General features: G+C 72.0%; 16 protein-coding genes. 5 read left to right on the top strand and 11 right to left on the bottom strand.

All coding sequences use genetic code 11. The features are described from left to right. Nucleotides 1–226: integrase core domain-containing protein (locus AC1DQF_RS10880; RefSeq protein WP_477525238.1), on the top strand; the 226-nt coding region annotated here is incomplete at its 5' end. Nucleotides 227–372: 146 nt separating this feature from the next. Here the strand turns inward: AC1DQF_RS10880 and AC1DQF_RS10875 are convergent. The 6 genes from AC1DQF_RS10875 to AC1DQF_RS10850 all read right to left on the bottom strand — a co-directional run bounded on the left by AC1DQF_RS10875 (nucleotide 373) and on the right by AC1DQF_RS10850 (nucleotide 4,498). Further along, the gene (locus AC1DQF_RS10875) at nucleotides 373–969 is read right to left on the bottom strand and encodes a DUF3618 domain-containing protein (RefSeq protein ID WP_477525237.1); all 597 of its coding nucleotides are present in this window, start codon (nucleotides 967–969) and stop codon (nucleotides 373–375) included. Beyond that, nucleotides 945–1,385 (bottom strand): phage holin family protein, encoded by a 441-nt coding sequence (locus AC1DQF_RS10870; RefSeq protein ID WP_477525236.1) that lies wholly within the window; start codon nucleotides 1,383–1,385, stop codon nucleotides 945–947. Before AC1DQF_RS10870 ends, AC1DQF_RS10875 begins: the two co-directional genes overlap by 25 nt. Continuing rightward, on the bottom strand, nucleotides 1,382–2,080 hold the full coding sequence (locus AC1DQF_RS10865; protein ID WP_477525235.1) for a hypothetical protein: 699 nt from the start codon (nucleotides 2,078–2,080) through the stop codon (nucleotides 1,382–1,384). The genes AC1DQF_RS10870 and AC1DQF_RS10865 overlap by 4 nt, the downstream gene beginning before the upstream one ends. Nucleotides 2,081–2,154: 74 nt before the next feature. After that, a complete protein-coding gene (locus AC1DQF_RS10860) occupies nucleotides 2,155–2,307 on the bottom strand; it encodes a hypothetical protein (protein ID WP_477525234.1) in 153 nt (50 codons plus the stop codon). A gap of 76 nt (nucleotides 2,308–2,383) precedes the next feature. Beyond that, entirely contained in the window at nucleotides 2,384–3,571 is a 1,188-nt protein-coding gene (locus AC1DQF_RS10855) for a zinc-dependent alcohol dehydrogenase (RefSeq protein ID WP_477525233.1), read from the bottom strand. 96 nt (nucleotides 3,572–3,667) lie between these two features. Beyond that, nucleotides 3,668–4,498: a sigma-70 family RNA polymerase sigma factor gene (locus tag AC1DQF_RS10850; protein WP_477525232.1), complete on the bottom strand. Its 831-nt coding sequence runs from the start codon at nucleotides 4,496–4,498 to the stop codon at nucleotides 3,668–3,670. A 326-nt stretch (nucleotides 4,499–4,824) separates the two neighbouring features. Here AC1DQF_RS10850 and AC1DQF_RS10845 point away from each other — a divergent pair, with 326 nt between their 5' ends. Then, a complete protein-coding gene (locus AC1DQF_RS10845; RefSeq protein ID WP_477525231.1) occupies nucleotides 4,825–5,511 on the top strand; it encodes an ANTAR domain-containing protein in 687 nt (228 codons plus the stop codon). A 5-nt stretch (nucleotides 5,512–5,516) separates the two neighbouring features. Here the strand turns inward: AC1DQF_RS10845 and AC1DQF_RS10840 are convergent, their stop codons facing one another. Next, nucleotides 5,517–6,302, bottom strand: coding sequence for an ANTAR domain-containing protein (locus AC1DQF_RS10840; RefSeq protein ID WP_477525230.1), 786 nt, complete (start codon nucleotides 6,300–6,302; stop codon nucleotides 5,517–5,519). Between the two features lie 149 nt (nucleotides 6,303–6,451). Between AC1DQF_RS10840 and AC1DQF_RS10835 the strand changes: the two genes are divergently transcribed. The 3 genes from AC1DQF_RS10835 to AC1DQF_RS10825 are packed head-to-tail and all read left to right on the top strand — an operon-like array spanning nucleotide 6,452 to nucleotide 11,015. Continuing rightward, nucleotides 6,452–9,526, top strand: coding sequence for an FtsX-like permease family protein (locus AC1DQF_RS10835; RefSeq protein ID WP_477525229.1), 3,075 nt, complete (start codon nucleotides 6,452–6,454; stop codon nucleotides 9,524–9,526). Beyond that, entirely contained in the window at nucleotides 9,523–10,353 is an 831-nt protein-coding gene (locus AC1DQF_RS10830) for an ABC transporter ATP-binding protein (protein WP_477525228.1), read from the top strand. Before AC1DQF_RS10835 ends, AC1DQF_RS10830 begins: the two co-directional genes overlap by 4 nt. Next, the gene (locus AC1DQF_RS10825; protein WP_477525227.1) at nucleotides 10,350–11,015 is read left to right on the top strand and encodes an ATP-binding cassette domain-containing protein; all 666 of its coding nucleotides are present in this window, start codon (nucleotides 10,350–10,352) and stop codon (nucleotides 11,013–11,015) included. The genes AC1DQF_RS10830 and AC1DQF_RS10825 overlap by 4 nt, the downstream gene beginning before the upstream one ends. Before the next feature lie 22 nt (nucleotides 11,016–11,037). Here AC1DQF_RS10825 and AC1DQF_RS10820 read toward each other — a convergent pair whose 3' ends face one another. The 4 genes from AC1DQF_RS10820 to AC1DQF_RS10805 form a co-directional block, all read right to left on the bottom strand. Continuing rightward, a complete protein-coding gene (locus AC1DQF_RS10820) occupies nucleotides 11,038–12,411 on the bottom strand; it encodes an MFS transporter (RefSeq protein WP_477525226.1) in 1,374 nt (457 codons plus the stop codon). 179 nt (nucleotides 12,412–12,590) lie between these two features. Continuing rightward, entirely contained in the window at nucleotides 12,591–14,015 is a 1,425-nt protein-coding gene (locus AC1DQF_RS10815; protein ID WP_477525225.1) for an MFS transporter, read from the bottom strand. A gap of 234 nt (nucleotides 14,016–14,249) precedes the next feature. Then, complete coding sequence (locus AC1DQF_RS10810; RefSeq protein WP_477525224.1) at nucleotides 14,250–15,686, bottom strand: alpha/beta fold hydrolase; 1,437 nt, start codon at nucleotides 15,684–15,686, stop codon at nucleotides 14,250–14,252. A gap of 115 nt (nucleotides 15,687–15,801) precedes the next feature. Beyond that, on the bottom strand, nucleotides 15,802–18,519 hold the full coding sequence (locus AC1DQF_RS10805) for a helix-turn-helix transcriptional regulator (RefSeq protein ID WP_477525223.1): 2,718 nt from the start codon (nucleotides 18,517–18,519) through the stop codon (nucleotides 15,802–15,804). Between the last annotated feature and the right edge of the window lie 108 nt (nucleotides 18,520–18,627).

The raw sequence follows: 18,627 nt of genomic DNA, 5'->3' as shown, positions 1-18,627 counted from the left end.
CAAACGCACCCGGCCCTACCGACCCCAGACCAATGGCAAGGTCGAGCGATTCAACCGGACCACCCTCGAGGAATGGGCCTACGCCAGGCCCTACGCGTCCGAAGCCGAGCGAGCAGACCTCTTCGACGAGTGGCTCCACACCTACAATCATCACCGCGGTCACACCGCACTAAGCGGCAAGTCACCAGCCGACCTCGTACCTAACCTGTGCGGTCAGTACAGCTAGGCCCCTCATCGTGGCCCCGGGTACCTCGGCGGAGACACCCTTGACCATGGACCGACCGATGGGCGCCGACCTCGTCGGGCGACTCCGGCTCAACGCGACACGGCGGCCTCTCCCTGACCAGGGAGAGGCCGCCGCGCACCGGCCCGTCAGCTGCCCGACTGGGCGCGCACCTCGTCGGCGCCCGCCTTGCCCTCCTCGCGGACACGCTGCGTACCTTCCGCTGCGGTGTCCTTCACCGTCGAGACCGCATCACCCGCGGACTGCGCCACGTTGTGGGCCACGTCCTGCGCGGCAGACTTCGCCTCCTCGATCAGGGGCTGGCCCTTCTCCTTGGCCGTGTCCACCACCTGCGCCGCGACACGTGCCTCCTTGTCGGAAGCGGGGATGAGCGACGCGAGGACCAGCCCTGCTCCGAAGGCAACGAGTCCCGCCGCCATCGGGGAGCCTTCCACCTTCTGCTGCGTCCCGCTCACCGTCCCATGGGCAGCGTCCCTGACCGTGTCGACCGCGGCGTGCGCGGACTGCTGGGTCGAGCCGACGCCGTCGGCGGCCGACGACCGTACGCCGTGCGCCGTGCCCATGACACGGTCGCGCATCGACCGCACCCGGCCCCGTGCGGCTTCCTTGCGCCGCTCGACGATGGCCGACGGGCTCACCCGCTCCTGCAGGGCATCGACGTTCGACGACATCGACCGTCGGGTCTCCTCGATCTCTCCGCTCAGTTCTTCTGTGCTCTGGCCCATGCCGCGTCCTCCTTGAGTGTCTGCTGCGTCTCCGGCAGCTGCGGGTTGATCTGTCGAATGGCCTTGCGGCCGCTGAGCGCGAGGATCGCGCCGATCACGGCCCATACGAGGCCGACGATGAGGAAAGCGAGCTCCCGGGGGATCCAGCTGTCCAACAGGTAGGCGAGGGCGCCCGAGAGGAAGATCAGCGCGAGGAGTCCGGAGACGCCCGCACCTCCCAGCATCCCCGCGCCCTTGCCGGCCTTGCCGGCTTCCTCCTTCACCTCGGTCTTCGCGAGCTCCAGCTCCTGCTTGACCAGGGTGGTGAGGTCGCGACCGATGTCGCCCACGATGTCGCCCAGGCTCCGGTCGTCGTGAGGGGACGACGTCGACGAGGCGTCGTCGTAGGCGGGGTCGATGCTCGACGATCCCGTCATGGCGTGTCCCAGGTCGGCCGGTCGGCCGTGACCGACGGCGAGGCCGGCACCACCGGGGTGGCCGGCTCCAGGACCGGGTCGGCCCCCGTCGCCGGGTTGGTCGGGTAGCCGCCGAGGTCGGCGTCGGTGCCGAAGCCCGAGGTGCCCGACGGCACGGGCGTCACGGGAGCGCCGGTGTGGGCAGGGCCGCTGGGCTGGTCGAGCGTTGCGGCCGCTGCACCGTCGGCGGTGGCCCGGAACAAGCGACCGGCGACGACGCCGGCCGCCAGGGCACCGAGGAGGAAGGTGCCGGGCCTGCGTCGCGCGTAGTTCCTGACCTCGTCGAGCAGCTGTCCGGGCTCACGACCCTCGAGGTGCGACCCGAGGGCACGCGCCCGCTCGGACACCTCGCGCGCCACGTCCACGGCCAGGCCGGAGCCGGGGCCAGGCCCGTCGGAGGCCATCTGCTCCAGGTCGTCCCCGAAGGTCCGCAGGGTCTCGGACAGACGATCCCGCTGGGTCGTTGCCTGGTCGTTCACCTGGTCGCTCACCTGCCGCACGGTGTCGCCCATCACGGTGCGGGCCTGCTCCGCGGCCGTGCCCGCGACGTTCTGCACCTCCTCCTTGGCCGTACCTGCGACCTGGCGGCCCTGGTCGGCGACGGTCGACGCCGTCTCGGCGGCGTGGTCGGTGCTGTTGCTGGTGCTGGTTGTCATGCGTCCTCCTTGTCCCGGACGACGTCCGGGCATCGGTGTGGGTGGGGTTGCCTGTGTGCTGCTCGCGCCTCTGCTCAGCTCCCCGAGCTGGCGTCGGGATCCGGGTCCGGGTCGCTGGCGGGCTCGGAGTCGTCGGTGAGCTGCTCGGCCGAGGGCTCCTGACCGTCCGGAGTGGGCGGCTCGGAATCCTGGTCGTGCGGCACCTGGTCGTCGGGTGATGTGGTCATGTGGGCCGGTACCCGGACTCGGGAGGTCCAGCCCCGGCACCCCGCACTTTCTGTCCGCGGCCCATGCAGGTGGACGTCACGGCTGGAAGACCACCTTGACCATGCCTTCCTCCTTCTTCTGGAAGTGCTCGTAGGCGCGGGGCGCCTCATCGAGTGGAAGGTGATGGGTGGCGAACGCGTCGACCCCGAACGGGTCGTCGTCGGTCAGCATGGGCAGCAGCTCGTCGGTCCAGGCGCGCACATTCGCCTGTCCCATCCTCAGCTGGACCTGCTTGTCGAACAGCTGCATCATCGGCATCGGGTCGGCCTGTCCCCCGTACACCCCGGAGATCGAGATGGTGCCGCCACGTCGCACCGCGTCGATGGCGGTGTACAGGGCGGCGAGCCGATCGAGACCGGCGGTCTTCATCATGGGCTCGGAGATGGCGTCCGGCAGCATGCCGGCGAACTTCTGCACCAGGCCGGCGGCCGGCGAGCCGTGTGCCTCCATGCCTACGGCGTCGATCACGGCGTCGGGGCCGCGGCCGCCCGTGGACTCGCGAACGATGTCTCCCACCCCGCCCACCTTCTCGGCCTCATCGAGGTCGAGGGGCTCGGCGCCGAAGGCCGTGACACGGGCGAGGCGCTCGGGGACGCGGTCCACGGAGATGACGCGGTGCCCGGCCCGGACGCCCATACGGGCGGCCATGTCGCCGATGGGTCCCGCACCGAGGACGAGCAGCGTCCCGCCGTCGGGGACGGCGGCGTACTGCAGGGCCTRCCACGCAGTGGGCAGGACGTCGGAGAGGAACAAGAAGCGGTCGTCCGCGTGCTCGTCGGGCACCTTGATCGGCATGAAGTCCGCGAACGGGACCCTGAGGTACTCCGCCTGTCCGCCGGGGACCTGCCCGTACAGCTTGCTGTAGCCGAAGAAGCTGGCGCCGGTGCCGTGCTCGTGGTTCTGAGTGGTCTCGCACTGGCTGTACAGGTGACGCTCACACATCCAGCACGTGCCGCAGCAGACGTTGAACGGCACGACCACGCGGTCCCCCACCTGCAGCGACGTGACCCCGGGACCGACCTCCTCCACGATGCCCATCGGCTCGTGCCCGACGATGTCCCCGGCCTCCATGAACGGCGCCAGGGTCTCGTAGAGATGCAGGTCAGATCCGCAGAGCCCGGTGGAGGTGATCTTGATGATCGCATCCGTGGGCTGCTCGATCCGAGGATCTGGGACCTCGCTGACCTGCATGTCGTGCACGCCTTGCCAGGTGACTGCCTTCATGCCGGGACCGCCTTCTGTCGGATGATGATCCGGATGGAGAACCCGGTACCCGAAGCCCTCCCGGACATGCGGCCACGGCGGCGTGTCGCTGTCCTCTCAGAGGGCCTCGTCGAGCGGCGCCTCGCTGGTCAGGCCGCCGCGCAGCTCGGTGAGGATCCGATCGAGGATCCTGGACACCTGCGTCTGGGTCACCCCGATCTCGGACCCGATCTCCTTCTGACCGAGCTCCTCGAAGTACCGCAGGAACAGGACATGCCGGTCCCGCTCCGAGAGCCTGCGCACCACCGGTGCCAGTACCACCCGTGCCTCGCACGCGGGCAGACCTGCATCCTCGTCCGGGATGAGCTCCCCGAACGTTCCGCTGTCCTCCGAGGCCGATGTCGGCCTGTCGAGTGAGGTGGGCGCGAAGCACCCGCTCGCGGCACCGGCCTCGGCGTACTCCCCCGGGCTGAGGGCGAGCTCGCTCATCACTTCATCCGGGACAGGGGTGTGCCCCAGGCGCTGCGTGAGGTCGGCCTCGGCGCGGCTGATGGCCGACCTCGCCTCCTGCACCCGACGAGTGGGCCGGACGACCCACCCGAAGTCGCGGAAGTGGCGCTGCAGCTCTCCTCGCACCGTCGGGACCGCGAAGGAGAGGAAGTCCTTGCCCCGCGACGGGTCGAATCGCGCAGCTGCCTTCACCAAGGCCTCCGCAGCCACCTGCTCCAGGTCCTCGATCTCGATGCCGCGCCCCATGAACCGACGAGCCACGGATCTCGCGACGGACAGGTTGATCAGCACGATCTCGTCCAGCAGGGCCTGGCGCCGAGATTCCTCGACAGCACGGTGCGCCGCCTCGAAGAGCTCGGACGTGCGCTCGGAGCGGGCGGTGCGTACACGAGAATGGGTGCCCGTCAGGGCAGGGGGCTGAGCATGTGAGACAGACATCGAGCGTGGTCACTCTCAGGAGTGAAGCGCCTGCATGCCCTCTGCTAGAGCATGGATGGTCTCCCGGGATCGGGACCCTTGACACTGGCCCGAGGTGTCGCAGGGGATCTGTTTCAACGTATCCATCGAGCGTCCGTCGGGCCAGATCCTCTCGCCCGCAGGGGTGACGCGTTCGACCTGGCCGAGCCGCGCGGGAGCCACGCCGGGGCGGCACAGCACTAGGGTGGCGTGTGTGGCTCGACGTCACCGGTCTGCGAGCCCACTCGGGCGGCTGGGACGGCCGCCCGCGGTGCCGCGTGATCATCCCCCGAAGGAGACCGTGCACGATGGTTGACGAAGACGCGATCCTGGACTCCAGTCGGCGTCTGGCCGCCGCCCTGGTGCCCGGCGACCTGGACCGGACCCTCGCGCGCATCACTGCAGCGGCCGTAGAGGTGCTGCCGGAGGTGGAGCACGCGAGCATCACCGTCAAGCACGCCGACGGTCGCCTCGAGACCGTCGCTCCGACGGCCGACCTGATCCTCGAGCTGGACGCCGCGCAGTACGAGCTGCAGGAAGGTCCCTGCTACGAGGCGGCGGTGGACACCGTCCACGTGACGGCACCGCACCTCGAGCACGACTCGCGTTTCCCTCGCTACGCACGAGTTGCCGCGGCAGCAGGCATCCGCGCCCAGACGGGTGTCCGACTGTTCGACTCACCGGCATCCAACGGAGCGCTCAACCTCTACAGCACCCAGGACGGCGCACTCTCGGACCTCGGCGCCCTGGGCGCGCTGTTCACGCACCAGTCCGCAGTGGCTCTCGCCTACGCTCGCCAGGTCAGCCAGCTGGAGGAAGCCGTGAAGACCAGGCAGCTCATCGGCCAGGCGGTCGGTGTCACCATGGCGCGCTTCGACCTCGACGAAGCGCGCGCCTTCAGCTTCCTGACACGGATATCCCAGGACACCAACGTCAAGCTGCGGACGATTGCCGAACGCCTCCTGGCCGAGCACAACCAGCAGGCTCAGGACTGAGTCGCTCAGTCGTCCAGGCCCGCTCCGCGGTCCTTCTCGATCTCGATCAGACTGGCGGCCAGATCGGCCACGGCGACCCCGGCTCGGCGTGCTGCCGAGCGCAGGTCGTCGAATGCGTCGTCGATGCCGGTGCCTCGAGCTGCGGCCAGGATCCCCACTGCCACATGGACGTCCAGGTCCTGCTGGAGGATGCGTGGGGCCTGTTCGGCGACGATGCGCGTGCTGAAGGAGATGTCCGCGTTGGTCACGGCCCCCGGCGCCCACGCGTCGAAGATGCGGGCTATCGCCTCGTGGTGGCCCGCGAAGGCACTCGTCGATGCTGCGTAGAGATTGACGCTGCCCACGACGACTCCCTCGTCCAGGAGGGGCAGCGTCAAGGTGGATGCCACCCGGGCCGCCGCGGTGGCCAGGGCGAAGTGGTGCCAGGACTCCTCGTCCAACCGGTCGCCGCCTTCGAAGGTGACCACGCGATCGACGTGGACCGCATCGACACACGGGCCCCCGGAGAGGTACTGCACGGCGTCCAGCAAGGCGATCTCCTGGTCGGTTGCCACCAAGGTCAGGGTGACGTCGTGCTTGCAGGACGCCAGGCTGATGCCGACGCAGTCGGGCACGATCCCGCGCACCTTCTCGCTGCCGTCTGACAGTCGCTGCAGCAGGTCCTCCTCACCGAACGGTCCGAACTCCTCGATGGCCGCCGTGCTCTCCGGGATGGGTTCCATGGTCAGGGCCGTACCCCTTTTCGAAAGACCGATCCGCCTGGCATGGCCGACAGGTGCGATGGGTACCAAGGACCGACGCTCCGCGCGGGGTCCCGAGTCATCGCGCGCGGAGCGTCACAGTCCTGCGGCCATACTCCTGCGGTCGACACGGCCAGGTGGTCCCACCGGGTCGGGGATCGAGATACCCTCCCCGCACCGCACGACGACAGGATGTGGCCATGAGTGGCTGGCGATCCGGGCGCGATACCGGATGGTCGCCCATCCGCTTCGCGCGACGGTCGGCCCTGGGACACCGCCGTGGTCAGACCCTGGCGCTGGTCGCTGTCTCCGCGCTGATCACTGCCTGCACCGCCTTCGCACCGGTCTACGACCGGGCCATGCAGCAGGCGCTCGTGGACACCCTGCTGACCCACGCGAGCACCGCGCAGAAGACCGTGACGGTCCAGTCGGAGGCGACGGTCGACGCGGGCGGCGCGACCGAGGCCCGAGACCCCCGCGACCTCGTGACCATGGTCCCCCGCGACGTGGCCGCACGGCTCGGACCACCTGTGCTGGGTCGCACCGCGAGCGTCACCCCGGTCGGCGGGGAGGTCCCGCCGACGGGGCCACTCATCTGGCGCGAGGGCGCCTGCGAGCACCTTGCCGTGCTCAGTGGCACCTGCCCCGCCGCCCGGGGCGAGATCCTCGTGAGCGAGGCCGACGTCACCAACTTCGGCCTCTCCCTCGGCTCGACCCCGACGGTGGGACCCGCGATCGACGGGCAGGACGGCGTACGGCTCGAGGTCGTCGGCACCTATGCGGCGCGAGATGATCCGTGGTGGCAGGGCCAGAGACTCGAAGGCATCTCCAGCGTCTCCCCYGGCCCCGACCCCACCGCCGCCCACGACGCCTGGGTGACGACCGAGGACGTCTTCGTCGACGGTCCGGTCCTCCCCGGAGAGACCTCGCAGGCAGGTGCCCTCCTGCGCACCGGGTCGACCGGCGTCGACGAGCTGCTGACTCTCGGTGACCGGGTGCGCGAGATGTCACGGGAGGTCGCAGGGCGGGGCGACGACCTCCACGTCCTCGACGACCTCAGCGCCGTCACGACGGACGTGCGCACCCAGACGCGGCAGGCCCACCGCACCGTGCCCTTGTTGATGGCACCAATGGTCGTGCTGACGCTGTTCGTCCTGTGGCTCGTGCTCGCCGCCGCGACCGATCAGCGGCGCGGGGAGGTGGCCGTCGCTCGGCTCCGCGGCCGCGGGCCCGCCGGAGCGGTCGGCCTGTTGCTGATCGAGCTGCTTCCTGTCCTGCTCGTGGGCGTCGTCGTCGGTGCCGCCGCCGCGCTCCTCGGTGGGGCCCTCACCCGGGAGCTGCTCCCTGGGGAGGCACCGTTCGAAGCAGGTCCCGGGTTCACGGCAGCGGTGCTCCTCGCCGTGGTGGCCGTGGTCCTGACGGCGGTGGCGGCCGCCGTGCGCGTCGCCCGCGAACCGCTGGACGACCTGATGCGTCGCGGACGGGTCCCGTCGGGTCGGTGGGCGCTCGGTGCGCTCGACGCCTTCCTGATCGCCGGCGTCGGGACCGGCGTTCTCGCCTTCGTCACCGGAAGTCTCAGTGGGCCCTTCGCCCTCGCCGGGCCGGCGCTCCTGGCGCTGCTCACCGGCCTGCTGCTGGCCCACCTCGCCACCCGCACCGCGAGTGCGGCGGGGCTCCGGCTGCTGCGCCGGGGCCGCCTCGTCACCGGCGTCACCCTGCTCGAGACGGGTCGGCGCCGGGAGACGCGCGCGGTCATCGCCGTGATCACCGTGGCCAGCGCGCTCGCCGTCTTCGCCCTCGACGCTCTCGTCGTGGGCGTCCACAACCGCAGCAACGCGAGCGAGCACGACGCCGGGGCGCCGGTGGTGCTCCGCGTCGCCGGACGTGACCTGGACGGCGTGCGCGCGGCGCTGGACGCCGCCGACCCCACCGACGAGCGCGCGACGCCCGTCATGGTCTCCCAGACCACCCTGGCCGTGGAGCCCGACGCGTTCCGCCGGATCGCCTTCTTCCCCCGCGGCGCGCCGACCGGCGCACAGTGGCAGGCGCTTGCGCCGCCTGCCGAGGAGCCGGTGGCGCTGACGGGGTCGCGCATCTCGCTCACCGTCCGGCCGGACGGTGCGCTGACCTCCCAGGACGCCCTGGGCAGCGACGCGGAGGTCGACCTCGGCCTGGTGGTCACCACCGACACCGGGACCCGCCGCACGATCCGCCTCGGCACCCTCCCGCCGCCCGGTCGGCGTACGACCCTCGTCGGGAACGATCCGACCTGCAGGAGCGGGTGCCGACTGGCAGCGGTGGAGTTCACGGCCCCTCCGGGGGTCCGGGTCGACGGCGATCTGGAGCTCAGCGACCTGCGGGTCGACGGGCGTGCGGCCGGCTGGGGGTCCTCTGCCGACGACTGGAACACGACCGAGGACGAGCACACCGTGATCCGCCCCGTCGCCACGCAGTCGGACGGCGCCCTGCGGCTCCGGCTGGGCATCCGGGGCATCTATCCCGCCGAGGTCACGCCGGCGTGGGTGCCCAGCACGGTTCCCGCCCTGCTGCCTGCTGACCGCCGGGATGCGTTCGGACTCGACGTGACGGGCGTCGACGGCAGCGAGCGCGCAGCCCGCTCCGTCGGCCGCGTCGTCCTCGTCCCGGCCATGCCGCCTCGTTCGGCACTGGTGGACCTCGACGCGATCTCCCGTGGCGCGCAGTTCACCCACGACACGCATGTGGAGGTCTGGCTCGTCGACGATCCTGCCCTCGTCGCCGCGGTCGGCACCGCGCTGCGCGAGCGCGGGATCGCGGTCGCGGACGTACGCCGCGTCTCGACGATCAGGCAGGCCTACCGGGACACGGTCGCCACCTGGAGTCTCGCCCTGGGTGCCGTGGTGGGACCGGCTGCGATCCTCATCGCGCTGGTCGTCCTGCTGGTGCTCGCCGTCACCGGGTGGCGCGACCGCGCCCGGGACCTCGCGATCCTGCGGCTCAACGGCGTCGGGCGACGCACGGTCCGACGGTTGGCCATCGCGGCCCAGCTGCCGGCCATCCTGCTCGCCGTCGCTGCCGGCGTCGTCTCGGGTCTCGCCGGCGCAGCGCTGGCGATGCCCGACGTCCTCTTCCTTCCTGTCCGGCCGGAGGCACCCGTCGCAGACCCGACGACCTCGTGGCCCGCGGTCCTGTGGGTCGCTGCGGCATGCGTTGCGGTGCTGCCGGCGACTGCCGTGATGACGGGCCTCGCGGTCGCCCGCCGGGCTCACGTGGAACGTGTGAGGGAGGCCGTATGATGCGCGGGCTCACGATCCGAACGCGCGGCCTGGTGCACATCTACCACGTGGAGGAGCGCGACGTCGCCGCGCTCTCGGGGGTCGACCTGGATGTCGCGGCGGGCGAGATGGTCGGCCTGCTGGGTCCGTCAGGATCGGGCAAGTCGACCTTGATGAGCCTGCTCGCCGGTGTCCTGCGACCCAGTGCCGGGACGGTCCTCGTCGGCGACACCGAGGTGTCCGCCGCACTCCCGCGCGACCTCGACCGGCTGCGCGCGACCGAGATCGGACTGATGCTGCAGGGCGCCGGCCGCAACCTGCTCCCGAACTCGACACCCGACGAGAATGTCCGCTTCGCCCAGCACCCGGCGCGGCGGGCCGGAAGGCCGCTCACCGACCCGCGCGAGGTGCTGGCGGAGGTCGGGCTCGCCGACCACGCCGACCGCCCGCTGAGCGAGCTGACACCCGGCCTGCTGCAGCTCGCCGCCGTCGCCGTCGCGATCTCCACCCGCCCCGGCCTCCTGCTGTGCGACGAGCCCACCAGCCAGCTCGACCACGCCGCGCGCGACCAGGTCCTGGCGGCCCTCGCACAGGTCAACCGCACGTACGGCACGACCGTCGTGCTGGTCACCCACGATCCCGACGTCGCCCGGGTGCTGCCGCGCACGGTCACGATCCGCGACGGCCGGATCGGCGGTGAGGGTCGCAGCGGCGAGGAGTACGCCGTGGTGACCGCCGACGGCTTCCTCCCGCTGCCCGGCCACGCCCGCGACCGGTTGCCGCCGGGGACGTTGGTCCGCCTCCACGAGGTCGGCGACCACTACGAGCTCAGGGCGGAACGACCATGAGCGAGCTGCGCGCCGCCGGGCTGAGCGTCACGTACGGCGAGACCGTCGCCGTGCACGCGCTGGACCTGCACGTGCCCAGCGGCCGGATGCTCTCGGTGACCGGTCCCTCGGGTGCCGGCAAGTCGTCGCTGCTGTGGGCCCTGTCCGGTGCGATCCGCCCCGCGGCGGCCTCCGTGACAGGAACGGTCCACGTCGACGGCTCCGTGCTGAGGGACAGGGAGGGGGCCGCGCGAGCCGGGGTCGTCCTCGTGCCCCAGCGCAACGGCCTGGGCGGCACCCTGTCGGCCGAGGAGAGCCTGCTGGTCCCGCTGCTCGCGCTCGGGGTGCCTGCACGCGAGGCGTTGCGCCGCATCGACGACTCGCTCGCTCGGGTCGGCCTGTCCGGGTCCGGCCGCCACCTCGTCGACCAGCTCTCCGGCGGCCAGCAGCAGCGGGTGGCGCTGGCGAGGGCCTTCGCCCTGCGCCCCGCAGTGCTGCTCGCCGACGAGTCGACCAGCGACCTGGACGCCGGCAACCGGGAGCTGATGATCGCGGCCCTGCGGGACGAGGCCGCGCGCGGCGCTTCGGTCGTCCTCGCCACGCACGACCTCGAGGCCGCGGCCGAGGCCGACGCGACACTCGCCCTGGACGAGGGCGTGGCCACGTGGGTCCGCACGCTCTGAGACGGCTCCGCCGCGCCGCGCGTCAGTGGATGTGCATGTGGGCGGCGTCGGCCTTGCCCCTGGGCATCCAGACGGCGGCCAGTCCCGCACACACCAGAGCGGTGGCAGTGACGGCAACCGTGCCGCGCGCGTAGGCATCGACGACGCCTGACGCCGCGGTGAGGTTGCCGGCAGTGCCGGCGACGGCGGACAGGACGGCCACCCCCAGCGCGGCCCCGACCTCGTGGCCCGTCATCAGGAACCCGGACGCCATGCCCGTGTGCTCGGCCGGGATGCCGTTCATGGCGGTGCCGGCCACGGCGGCGAACACCAGACCCGCGCCCAGACCGACGAGGCACAGCCCGGGGAGCAGTCCACCGACGTACGAGGACGTCTCGTCGGCACGGGACAGGAGCAGGGCGCCGCTCGCGACCACGAACAGCCCGACGGCGGCGATGGTCCTCACCGGAAGGTGAGCACTGCCGTGGGCCGCCAGGTGGGTGCCGATGACCAGAGTGGCGGCAAGCGGGAGGAATGCGAGTCCCGACTGCAGCGCGGAGTAGCCGAGGGCGGTCTGCCCGAAGATCGACGTCAGGAACACGACGGCCATGAGCATTCCGGTGATGCCGAGCATCACCGTGGTGCTCGACACCAGGGTCGACATCCGCCAGGTGTGAGGGTGCACCAGCGGACGCTCGACACGGCCCTCGATGAACACGAACGCGACCATCAGGCTCGCGGCGACGCCCAACCCGACAGTGGTCTGGACGGAGGCCCAGCCCTGGGACTCCACCCGCGCCAGGGTGAACATCAAGGTCGCCAGCGAGCCCACGCCCACGACGGCTCCGGCAATGTCGAACGCGGCCAGTCCGGCGGCCTTCTTCGAGTCCTTCTCGACGAGGTGGAGGGTGGCGGCGATGGCGGTGACGCCGACGGGAACGTTGACCCAGAAGATCGACTCCCAGCTCGCCCACGTGGTGAGCACGCCTCCCAGGGCGACGCCGACGGCAATGCCCAGACCGCCGATCGCGCCCCAGAGTGCGAGACCACGGGCCCGCTGCCTGCCGGTGTAGCTGGTGCTGATGATGGCGAGTGCCGCGGGAGTCATGAGTGCTGCGGCGGCGCCCTGGGCGGCCCGGCCGGCAATGAGCTCAGCGGGACCGCCGGCGAATCCGGTGAACAGGGACGCCGTGGTGAACAGCGTCAGTCCCGTGAGGAAGACCGCTCGTCGGGAGACGAGGTCGGCGATCCTGCCCCCGAGGAGCAGGCAGCCGCCGGACAGCAGGAGGTATGCGGTGACGACCCACTGCAGGTCGCCGCTGGCCAGCCCCAGCTCGTGGCCGATGGTGGGCATGGCGGTGTTGACGACGGAGATGTCGATGACGACGAGGACCTGCGCGACGAGCGCGACGATCATCGGCCCCCACGGTCGAACATCTCGCTGGGTGTCCTCACGGACGACGGTGTGGTGGTGTGCATGCATCGGTGTCTCCAGGTTGTGAGGTGTGAGTGCTGAGCCGTGGGCGGGCCACGGGTGTCGGGTCGTGGTGCTCCCGCTGCAGACGTCCCGAGACGTCGTGGTCGTACGTCGAGGGCTCACGCGTGAGGTCGCGTGAGCGTCGCTCCGAGAGCGGCGGTCAGGAGCGCCACGACGGCCGCTGCCGTGAACGCCGCAGAGAATCCTGAGGTGTCGAGGGCGCCGTCGACCGGCCTGCCGGCCGAGATGCCGATGACCATGAATGCGGCAGTCCCGAGCGCACCACCGACCTGCATCGAGGCGGCGGCGAGCCCCGACGCGAGGCCGGTGTGCGTCCCGGGCACCGCGGCGGCCAGCACCATGGTGGTGGGGGTGAAGCTGAGGGCGACGCCCGTGGCGACGAGCAGCAGACCGGGCAGGATCGCGACGACGTACCCGGAGCCGACCGGCGCGTGGGCCAGCCAGAGGTGGCCGGCCGCCAGCACGACCAGCCCCAGGACAAGGCTGCGCACCGGCCCGATGCCGCCCAGCAGTCGCGGCAGCACGGTCAACGAGACCGCGAAGCCCGTCAGGGACGTGGGGACCATCGCGAAGCCTGCCTGCACGGGAGACATGGCGAGGACCTGCTGGAAGTAAAGCGCGACCAGGACGAAGGTCGAGGCCCGGGACGCTCCCCCGAGCAGCGCGACGACCGTGCCCCTGCGCAGGGTGCGGGACCGGAAGAGCTCGAGCGGCACCATGGGATCCGCGACTCGCCGCTCGATGAGGACGAATGCCCCCATGAGGACCGTGGAGGCGGCGAGCAGGCCCACGACCCGGGGGGACGTCATGCCGTGGTCGACGACGTCGACGGCGCCGTGCACGAGGCTGACCACCGCGCCGGTGACAGCGACCGCCCCGAGCCAGTCGAAGCCCCGTGAGGTGCCGTGCCCCTCGTCCACCAGCAGGCGCCGCCCCAGGACGACGGCCGCGACGGACACTGGGACGGTCACCAGGAACACCGCCCTCCAGCCGACGGTGCCGGCGAGGACGCCGCCGGCGACCACCCCGGTGGCTCCGCCCAGGGTCGAGGCGGCACCCCACGCCCCCATGGCCCTCGCACGCTGCGCGGCCGGAAAAGCGGTCAGCAACAACGACATCGCAGCCGGGCTGAGACCGGCAGCACCGACCCCCTGCACGACGCGCCCCGTGATGAGCAGCTCCTTGTCGACCGCCACCGCGGCGAGCAGGGTGCCGACGGTGAAGAGGGACGCCCCCACCACGAAGACGCGGCGGCGGCCGAGCAGGTCGGCGGCCCTGCCCGACAGCAGCAGGAGCCCCGCGAACGCGAGCACGTAGGCATTCACGACCCAGGTGACTGCGGCCGGGCCGAAGCCGAGGTCCGACTGGATCGAGGGCAGCGCGACGTTCACGATCGAGGCGTCCAGCATCACCAGGAACTGGGCCGACACCAGCAGGCCCAGCGTGAGCCGGGTACGCCCTCGCCCCGAGAGCTCCCGAGGGAGGCGTTCTTGCGTGGTGGTGTTCGAGATGTCGCTCGTCATGGTCCCTACCGCCTGGTGTGAGTGCGATGCCGTGTCGTTCATCGAGCCCTCCCCCTCACGCAGCCAGTCGGGACGTGCGTGCGCCGAGACGTTCGCGCGCCGTGCCGCACCGGGGGCAGTGGTGTCCTCGGACGTGGCCCATGTCCTGACCGCACCAGCAGATGTCGGGGGCTCGGCCCGCCGGGGGTCGCGCCTGCGTCGTGTCCGAGATCGTCGAGATCCTGTCCATCGTCGTCACCGCCTGAGCTGGGTGTCGCCGTTGCCGGCCGATGTGTCCACGATGGCGCTGGGCGGGGTTGCTCGAACCGGTCGAATGGCCGGGTTCGTGCCGGTCCGAACCGCCCGGACGACGGAGTCGATGGCCCGCACCGAGGCCGCGGCGCCGTCGGGGTCCTCGACCATCCCGGCGTGGCTGGCCGCGACGTCGCGGTGCACCGTGCGGGTGGAGAGCGCCACCAGGCCCTCCTGGGCCTCCGCCCAGCCGTCGGTGTCGTCCTCCGTCTCCGCGCTGGTGAGCACGGCGAGCGGACGGTCCCCCAGGGTGGTGAGGGCCTGGGCCTGCTCGAACACGACGGGCAACGTCGAGAGCTCGTCGCGCGCGTTGCGCGCGGCCCGCGGCGAGGCCGACATGGCGTCGACCGGGGCGGCGTCATCGGCAGGGAGGTGGGAGCCCGACAACAGCGTTCCCAGGCCAAGGCGCGCCAGGGTGGGTAGCACTCCGTAGGCACGACGCATCAGTGCGTACTGCAAGGGATAGCTGGGGATCGCGGTGAACTGTCGGGGACTGGTGCTGTCGAGCAGGACCATCCCGGCCACGTCGTCGGCGTACCGGTCGGCGTACGTCATGGCGTAGGGACCGCCGATCGAGTGGCCCACCAGCACGAACGGACCTCGCTCCCCGGCTGCCGCGAGCAGTGCGTGGAGGTCCGCGGCGGCAGCGACGCCGTCCTGCGGGTGCTCGACGTCGTCGCTCCACCCCTGGCCCGCGCGGTCGTAGGCGCAGACACGCGTGGTGGGCGCGACCCCGTGCGTGATCCGAGCCCAGGACGCGGAGAACTCGCCGAGGCCGCTGAAGAGGACCACCGTCGGGCTCCCCTGGCCGTGGCAGTCGATGTGGAGGTCGTGGTCACCGACGGTGCGTGTCGTGCCCGGGGCCGGATAGGTGGTGGCGAAGGAGCTGCTCCCGAGGTGCGAGACCCCTGCGCCCACCGAGGTCGCGGCGAGAAGGACCAGGACGGTCGTCACCAGCCACCGGCCCGGTCCCGTCAGGGTCCGGCGCATCTGGAGGTACGTCCATCCCGCGAGGGCCAACGCCAGCGGCGGCCACGCCCACGTGAGCGTGGTGAGGGTCGCGTCCGAGGGCGCGAGCAGCAGGAGGGCTGAGCCCGTGGCCGTCATCACGACCGCAGGGACCACAGCCCAGGGTTGGGGTCGGGTCGTCCCCGCGGTCAGGACGCGCAGCATCGCCCAGCCGAGACCGAACCCCAGCAGCGCCGATCCGGCGGTCACGCCCTCGGTCGCGCCGGGGAGGACCACCATCGTCAGGCCGACGGCCACGGCAAGGCCGGTGGCCAGGGAGACCAGGACGAGCCGGGTCACCGGCGGGGTTCGGCGCCTCGTCGAAGGCTCCGTGTCGGCGGGTCCGGACGCGCGGTGGACGTCGGTGCTCATGGACTTCTCGCTCTCGCAGTGAAGGGATGTGACACTGCCGTCGAGCGTCGCGGCATCGCCCCGCGCTCACCCCGGCCAGATGGCCGGGATGTGCCGCTCGGGGCGGCGTCGCGAGTCAGCCGAGGTCGAGCCGCGCCAGCTCGCCACGCGAGGTGACGCCGGCCTTGGCGAAGATGTTGCGCAGGTGGAAGGCGACCGTCCGTGGGGAGATCCAGCACTGGGCGGCCACGTCCTTGTTGGACATCCCCGAGCTGACCAGCTGGGCGATCTTCAGCTCCGTCGGGGTCAGCTGCACCAGGGTGGAGGGATCGCGCCTGCGTGCGGTCTCCCCCGAGGCGCGCAGCTCCTGGTCCGCTCGCGACGCGAGCGCCTCGGCCCGAGCGTCCCGGAACGTCTCGAGGGCACGGCGCAGGTGCACGCGCGCATCGACGCGCCGCTGGCTTCGCCGCAACCACTCGCCGTACGCCAGCTGGACGCGCGCCAGGTCCAGAGGACGGCCGCCGGTCTCGCCGTGCGACAGCGCCCGCTCGAACAGCGGCTCCGCGTCCGCCTCCGAGGTCAGGGCCTGACCGAACGCCACGACACAGAGCGCCCACGACCGATCCGTGGCCTCGGCGAAGACCGCCAGCTCCTCGGTCCAGGCCCGTGCCGTCGCGACCTCCCCGGCGCGGACCGCAGCCTCGATCCGCTCCGCCGCGGCCAGACGCCCGAGGACCGGGAGCCGGAGACGGCCGAGCTGGTGGAAAGCCCCGGACGTGTCCCCGGAGCCCGCCGCACGGATGCCCATCGCCCACCGCGTCAGGTCGTGCACCGGATCAGCCATGATGCCGAGCGGATACGCCGCGACCAGCTCCTCCAGCTCCATCAGCAGGTCGTCGTAGTCACTGCGGTCCTGCTGGGCGGCGAGGAGCAGGAGCCAGGCGACCGGCAGCGCGGTCACGGCGGGCTGCCCGATGCTCGCGCCCAGGACCACGGCCTCCTCGGCACTCACGCGCAGACCGACGAGGTCTCCCCCGGTCCAGTGCCCGAAGCAGAGGCGTTGCAGGCAGTAGGTCACCGCCGTGGCCGCGCCCGCTTCCCGAGCACGCGAGAGCGCGAAGGAGTAGAACTGCTGCTGGCGAGCGTCGTCGCCGAGCTGGAGGGCGGCGTTGCCGAGGTTCCAGAGCACGTCGCGGTCGTCGACGGCCTCGCCGATCCCTACAGCGAGCTCCAGGGCGTCCACCGCTCCTGCCGAGCCCGCGTCCACCACCCGGGTCATCGACACGAGCATCTGCCTCAGGCACTGCGTCCGGGGAGAGGTTTCCGTGGCGGTCGCGGCCAAGAGGTCCTCGGAACGCAGCGGCGTCCCGCTGTCGGCTCCGAAGGTGCGCATGACGGCTGCCGCGACGCCGATGTCCAGTGCCCGGACCGGGTCGACGGGCAGGACCGCGTGCGCGGCGTGCACGAAGATGCGGTGCGCCTCCGGAGCCGAGCCGATGTTGACCTCGATGTGTCCGCGCAGCCGCGCCACGTCGCACAGCAGGAGGGGATCCTCCGTGCCCTCCCGGGCGATCCCCAGCAGGGCCTGGGCGCGAGCCACCTGCCCGCAGGCCCAGGCGCTGCGCCCTGCGGCGAAGCCCAGGTGAGCGCGTCGGACCGCGTCGGTGGACAGCTCCACCGCCCGCTCGTACGCCGCCAGGGCGGCGACGTGGCCACCTCGCCGCTGCGAGCGCTCACCCATGTCCGCGAGGGCGTCGACCAGGTCCTCGCTCGGCCCCTCCGCGGCGTACGCGCGGTGCCAGACCTCGCGGTCCCGCTGCCCCGACCCGGCCAGCGCCGCGGCCAGCGCCCGGTGCGCTCCACGTCGGTCCACCCCGGGGGCGGCCTGGTAGATCGCCGAGCGCACCAGGGGGTGTCGCACGGAGACAGAGACACCCTCGTCCACGAGCAGCCCGGAGTCGAACGCGCGCTGCAGCACGCTCTCGTCCAGACCCCACTGCACGCACGCACCGCGCAGGACGTCGGGCTGACCGGTGTCGTCGGCAGCCGCGAGCAGCAGCAGGCGCTGCACCGGCACCGGCAGTCGGCGGCTCCGGTCGAGGAAGGCCTGCTCGACCCGGGCGGTGAGGTGGAGCGCGGCCGGCAGCGCGGCCGCCCCCTCGAGCTGGGCCGTCGTGAGCACGCCCGGCAGCTCGAGCAGGGCGAGCGGGTTGCCGCTCGTCTCCTCGATGAGGCGGTGGGCCACCTCGTCGGCCGGGGCACCACCCAACCTGGCCGCCAGGAGGGCACGGGCTGCCTCGGCGTCGAGCCCGCTGACCGTGACCTCGGCCAGGCCGGGCGCCTCGAACGCTGCTGCCACGCCGTCGCGCGCCGCGAACACCATCGCCACCCGGTCCGCCCCGAGCCGTCGGGCACAGAAGAGGAGTGCTCCCGCGCTGGCGGGGTCCAACCAGTGCGCGTCGTCCACGACGCACAGCACGAGGCTCTCCTCCGCGGCGGCACTCAGCAACGAGAGGGTGGCCACCCCGACCAGGAAGGGCTCGACCGAGGCACCGTCGTCCTCCCCGAACGCCACCCCGAGGGCACGCGCCTGAGGAGGCGGAAGCTGCTCGCGCAGTCGCGTCAGCGGGCGCAGCAGGCGATGCAGGGCGGCGAACGCGAGCGGTGCCTCGACCTCGAGGCCCTGGGTGCGCAGCACCGTGGCGCTGCCGCCCTCGACCACCATCGCGTCGAGCAACGCGGACTTGCCGACACCCGGCTCCCCGCGCAGCACGAGGCTGCCGGCCGTTCCGTGGCGGGCCTGATCGACGAGCGCTGCCAGGAGCGCCCGCTCGGGGTCCCGGCCGACCAGCACGTGCCGAACGTACACGCTCGCGGGTCCGGCCGGTCCGGCTCGAACCCCGGCGCTTTGACCGGGGCGACGGGCCTGCTGTGGCCGCAGGCTCGAACCACGTCGGGCGCC

It is taken from the genome of Nocardioides sp. P4_G4, assembly GCF_056401085.1.
Note: the sequence above shows the minus strand (reverse complement) of the source record. Positions and strands in the feature narration are given on the sequence as shown.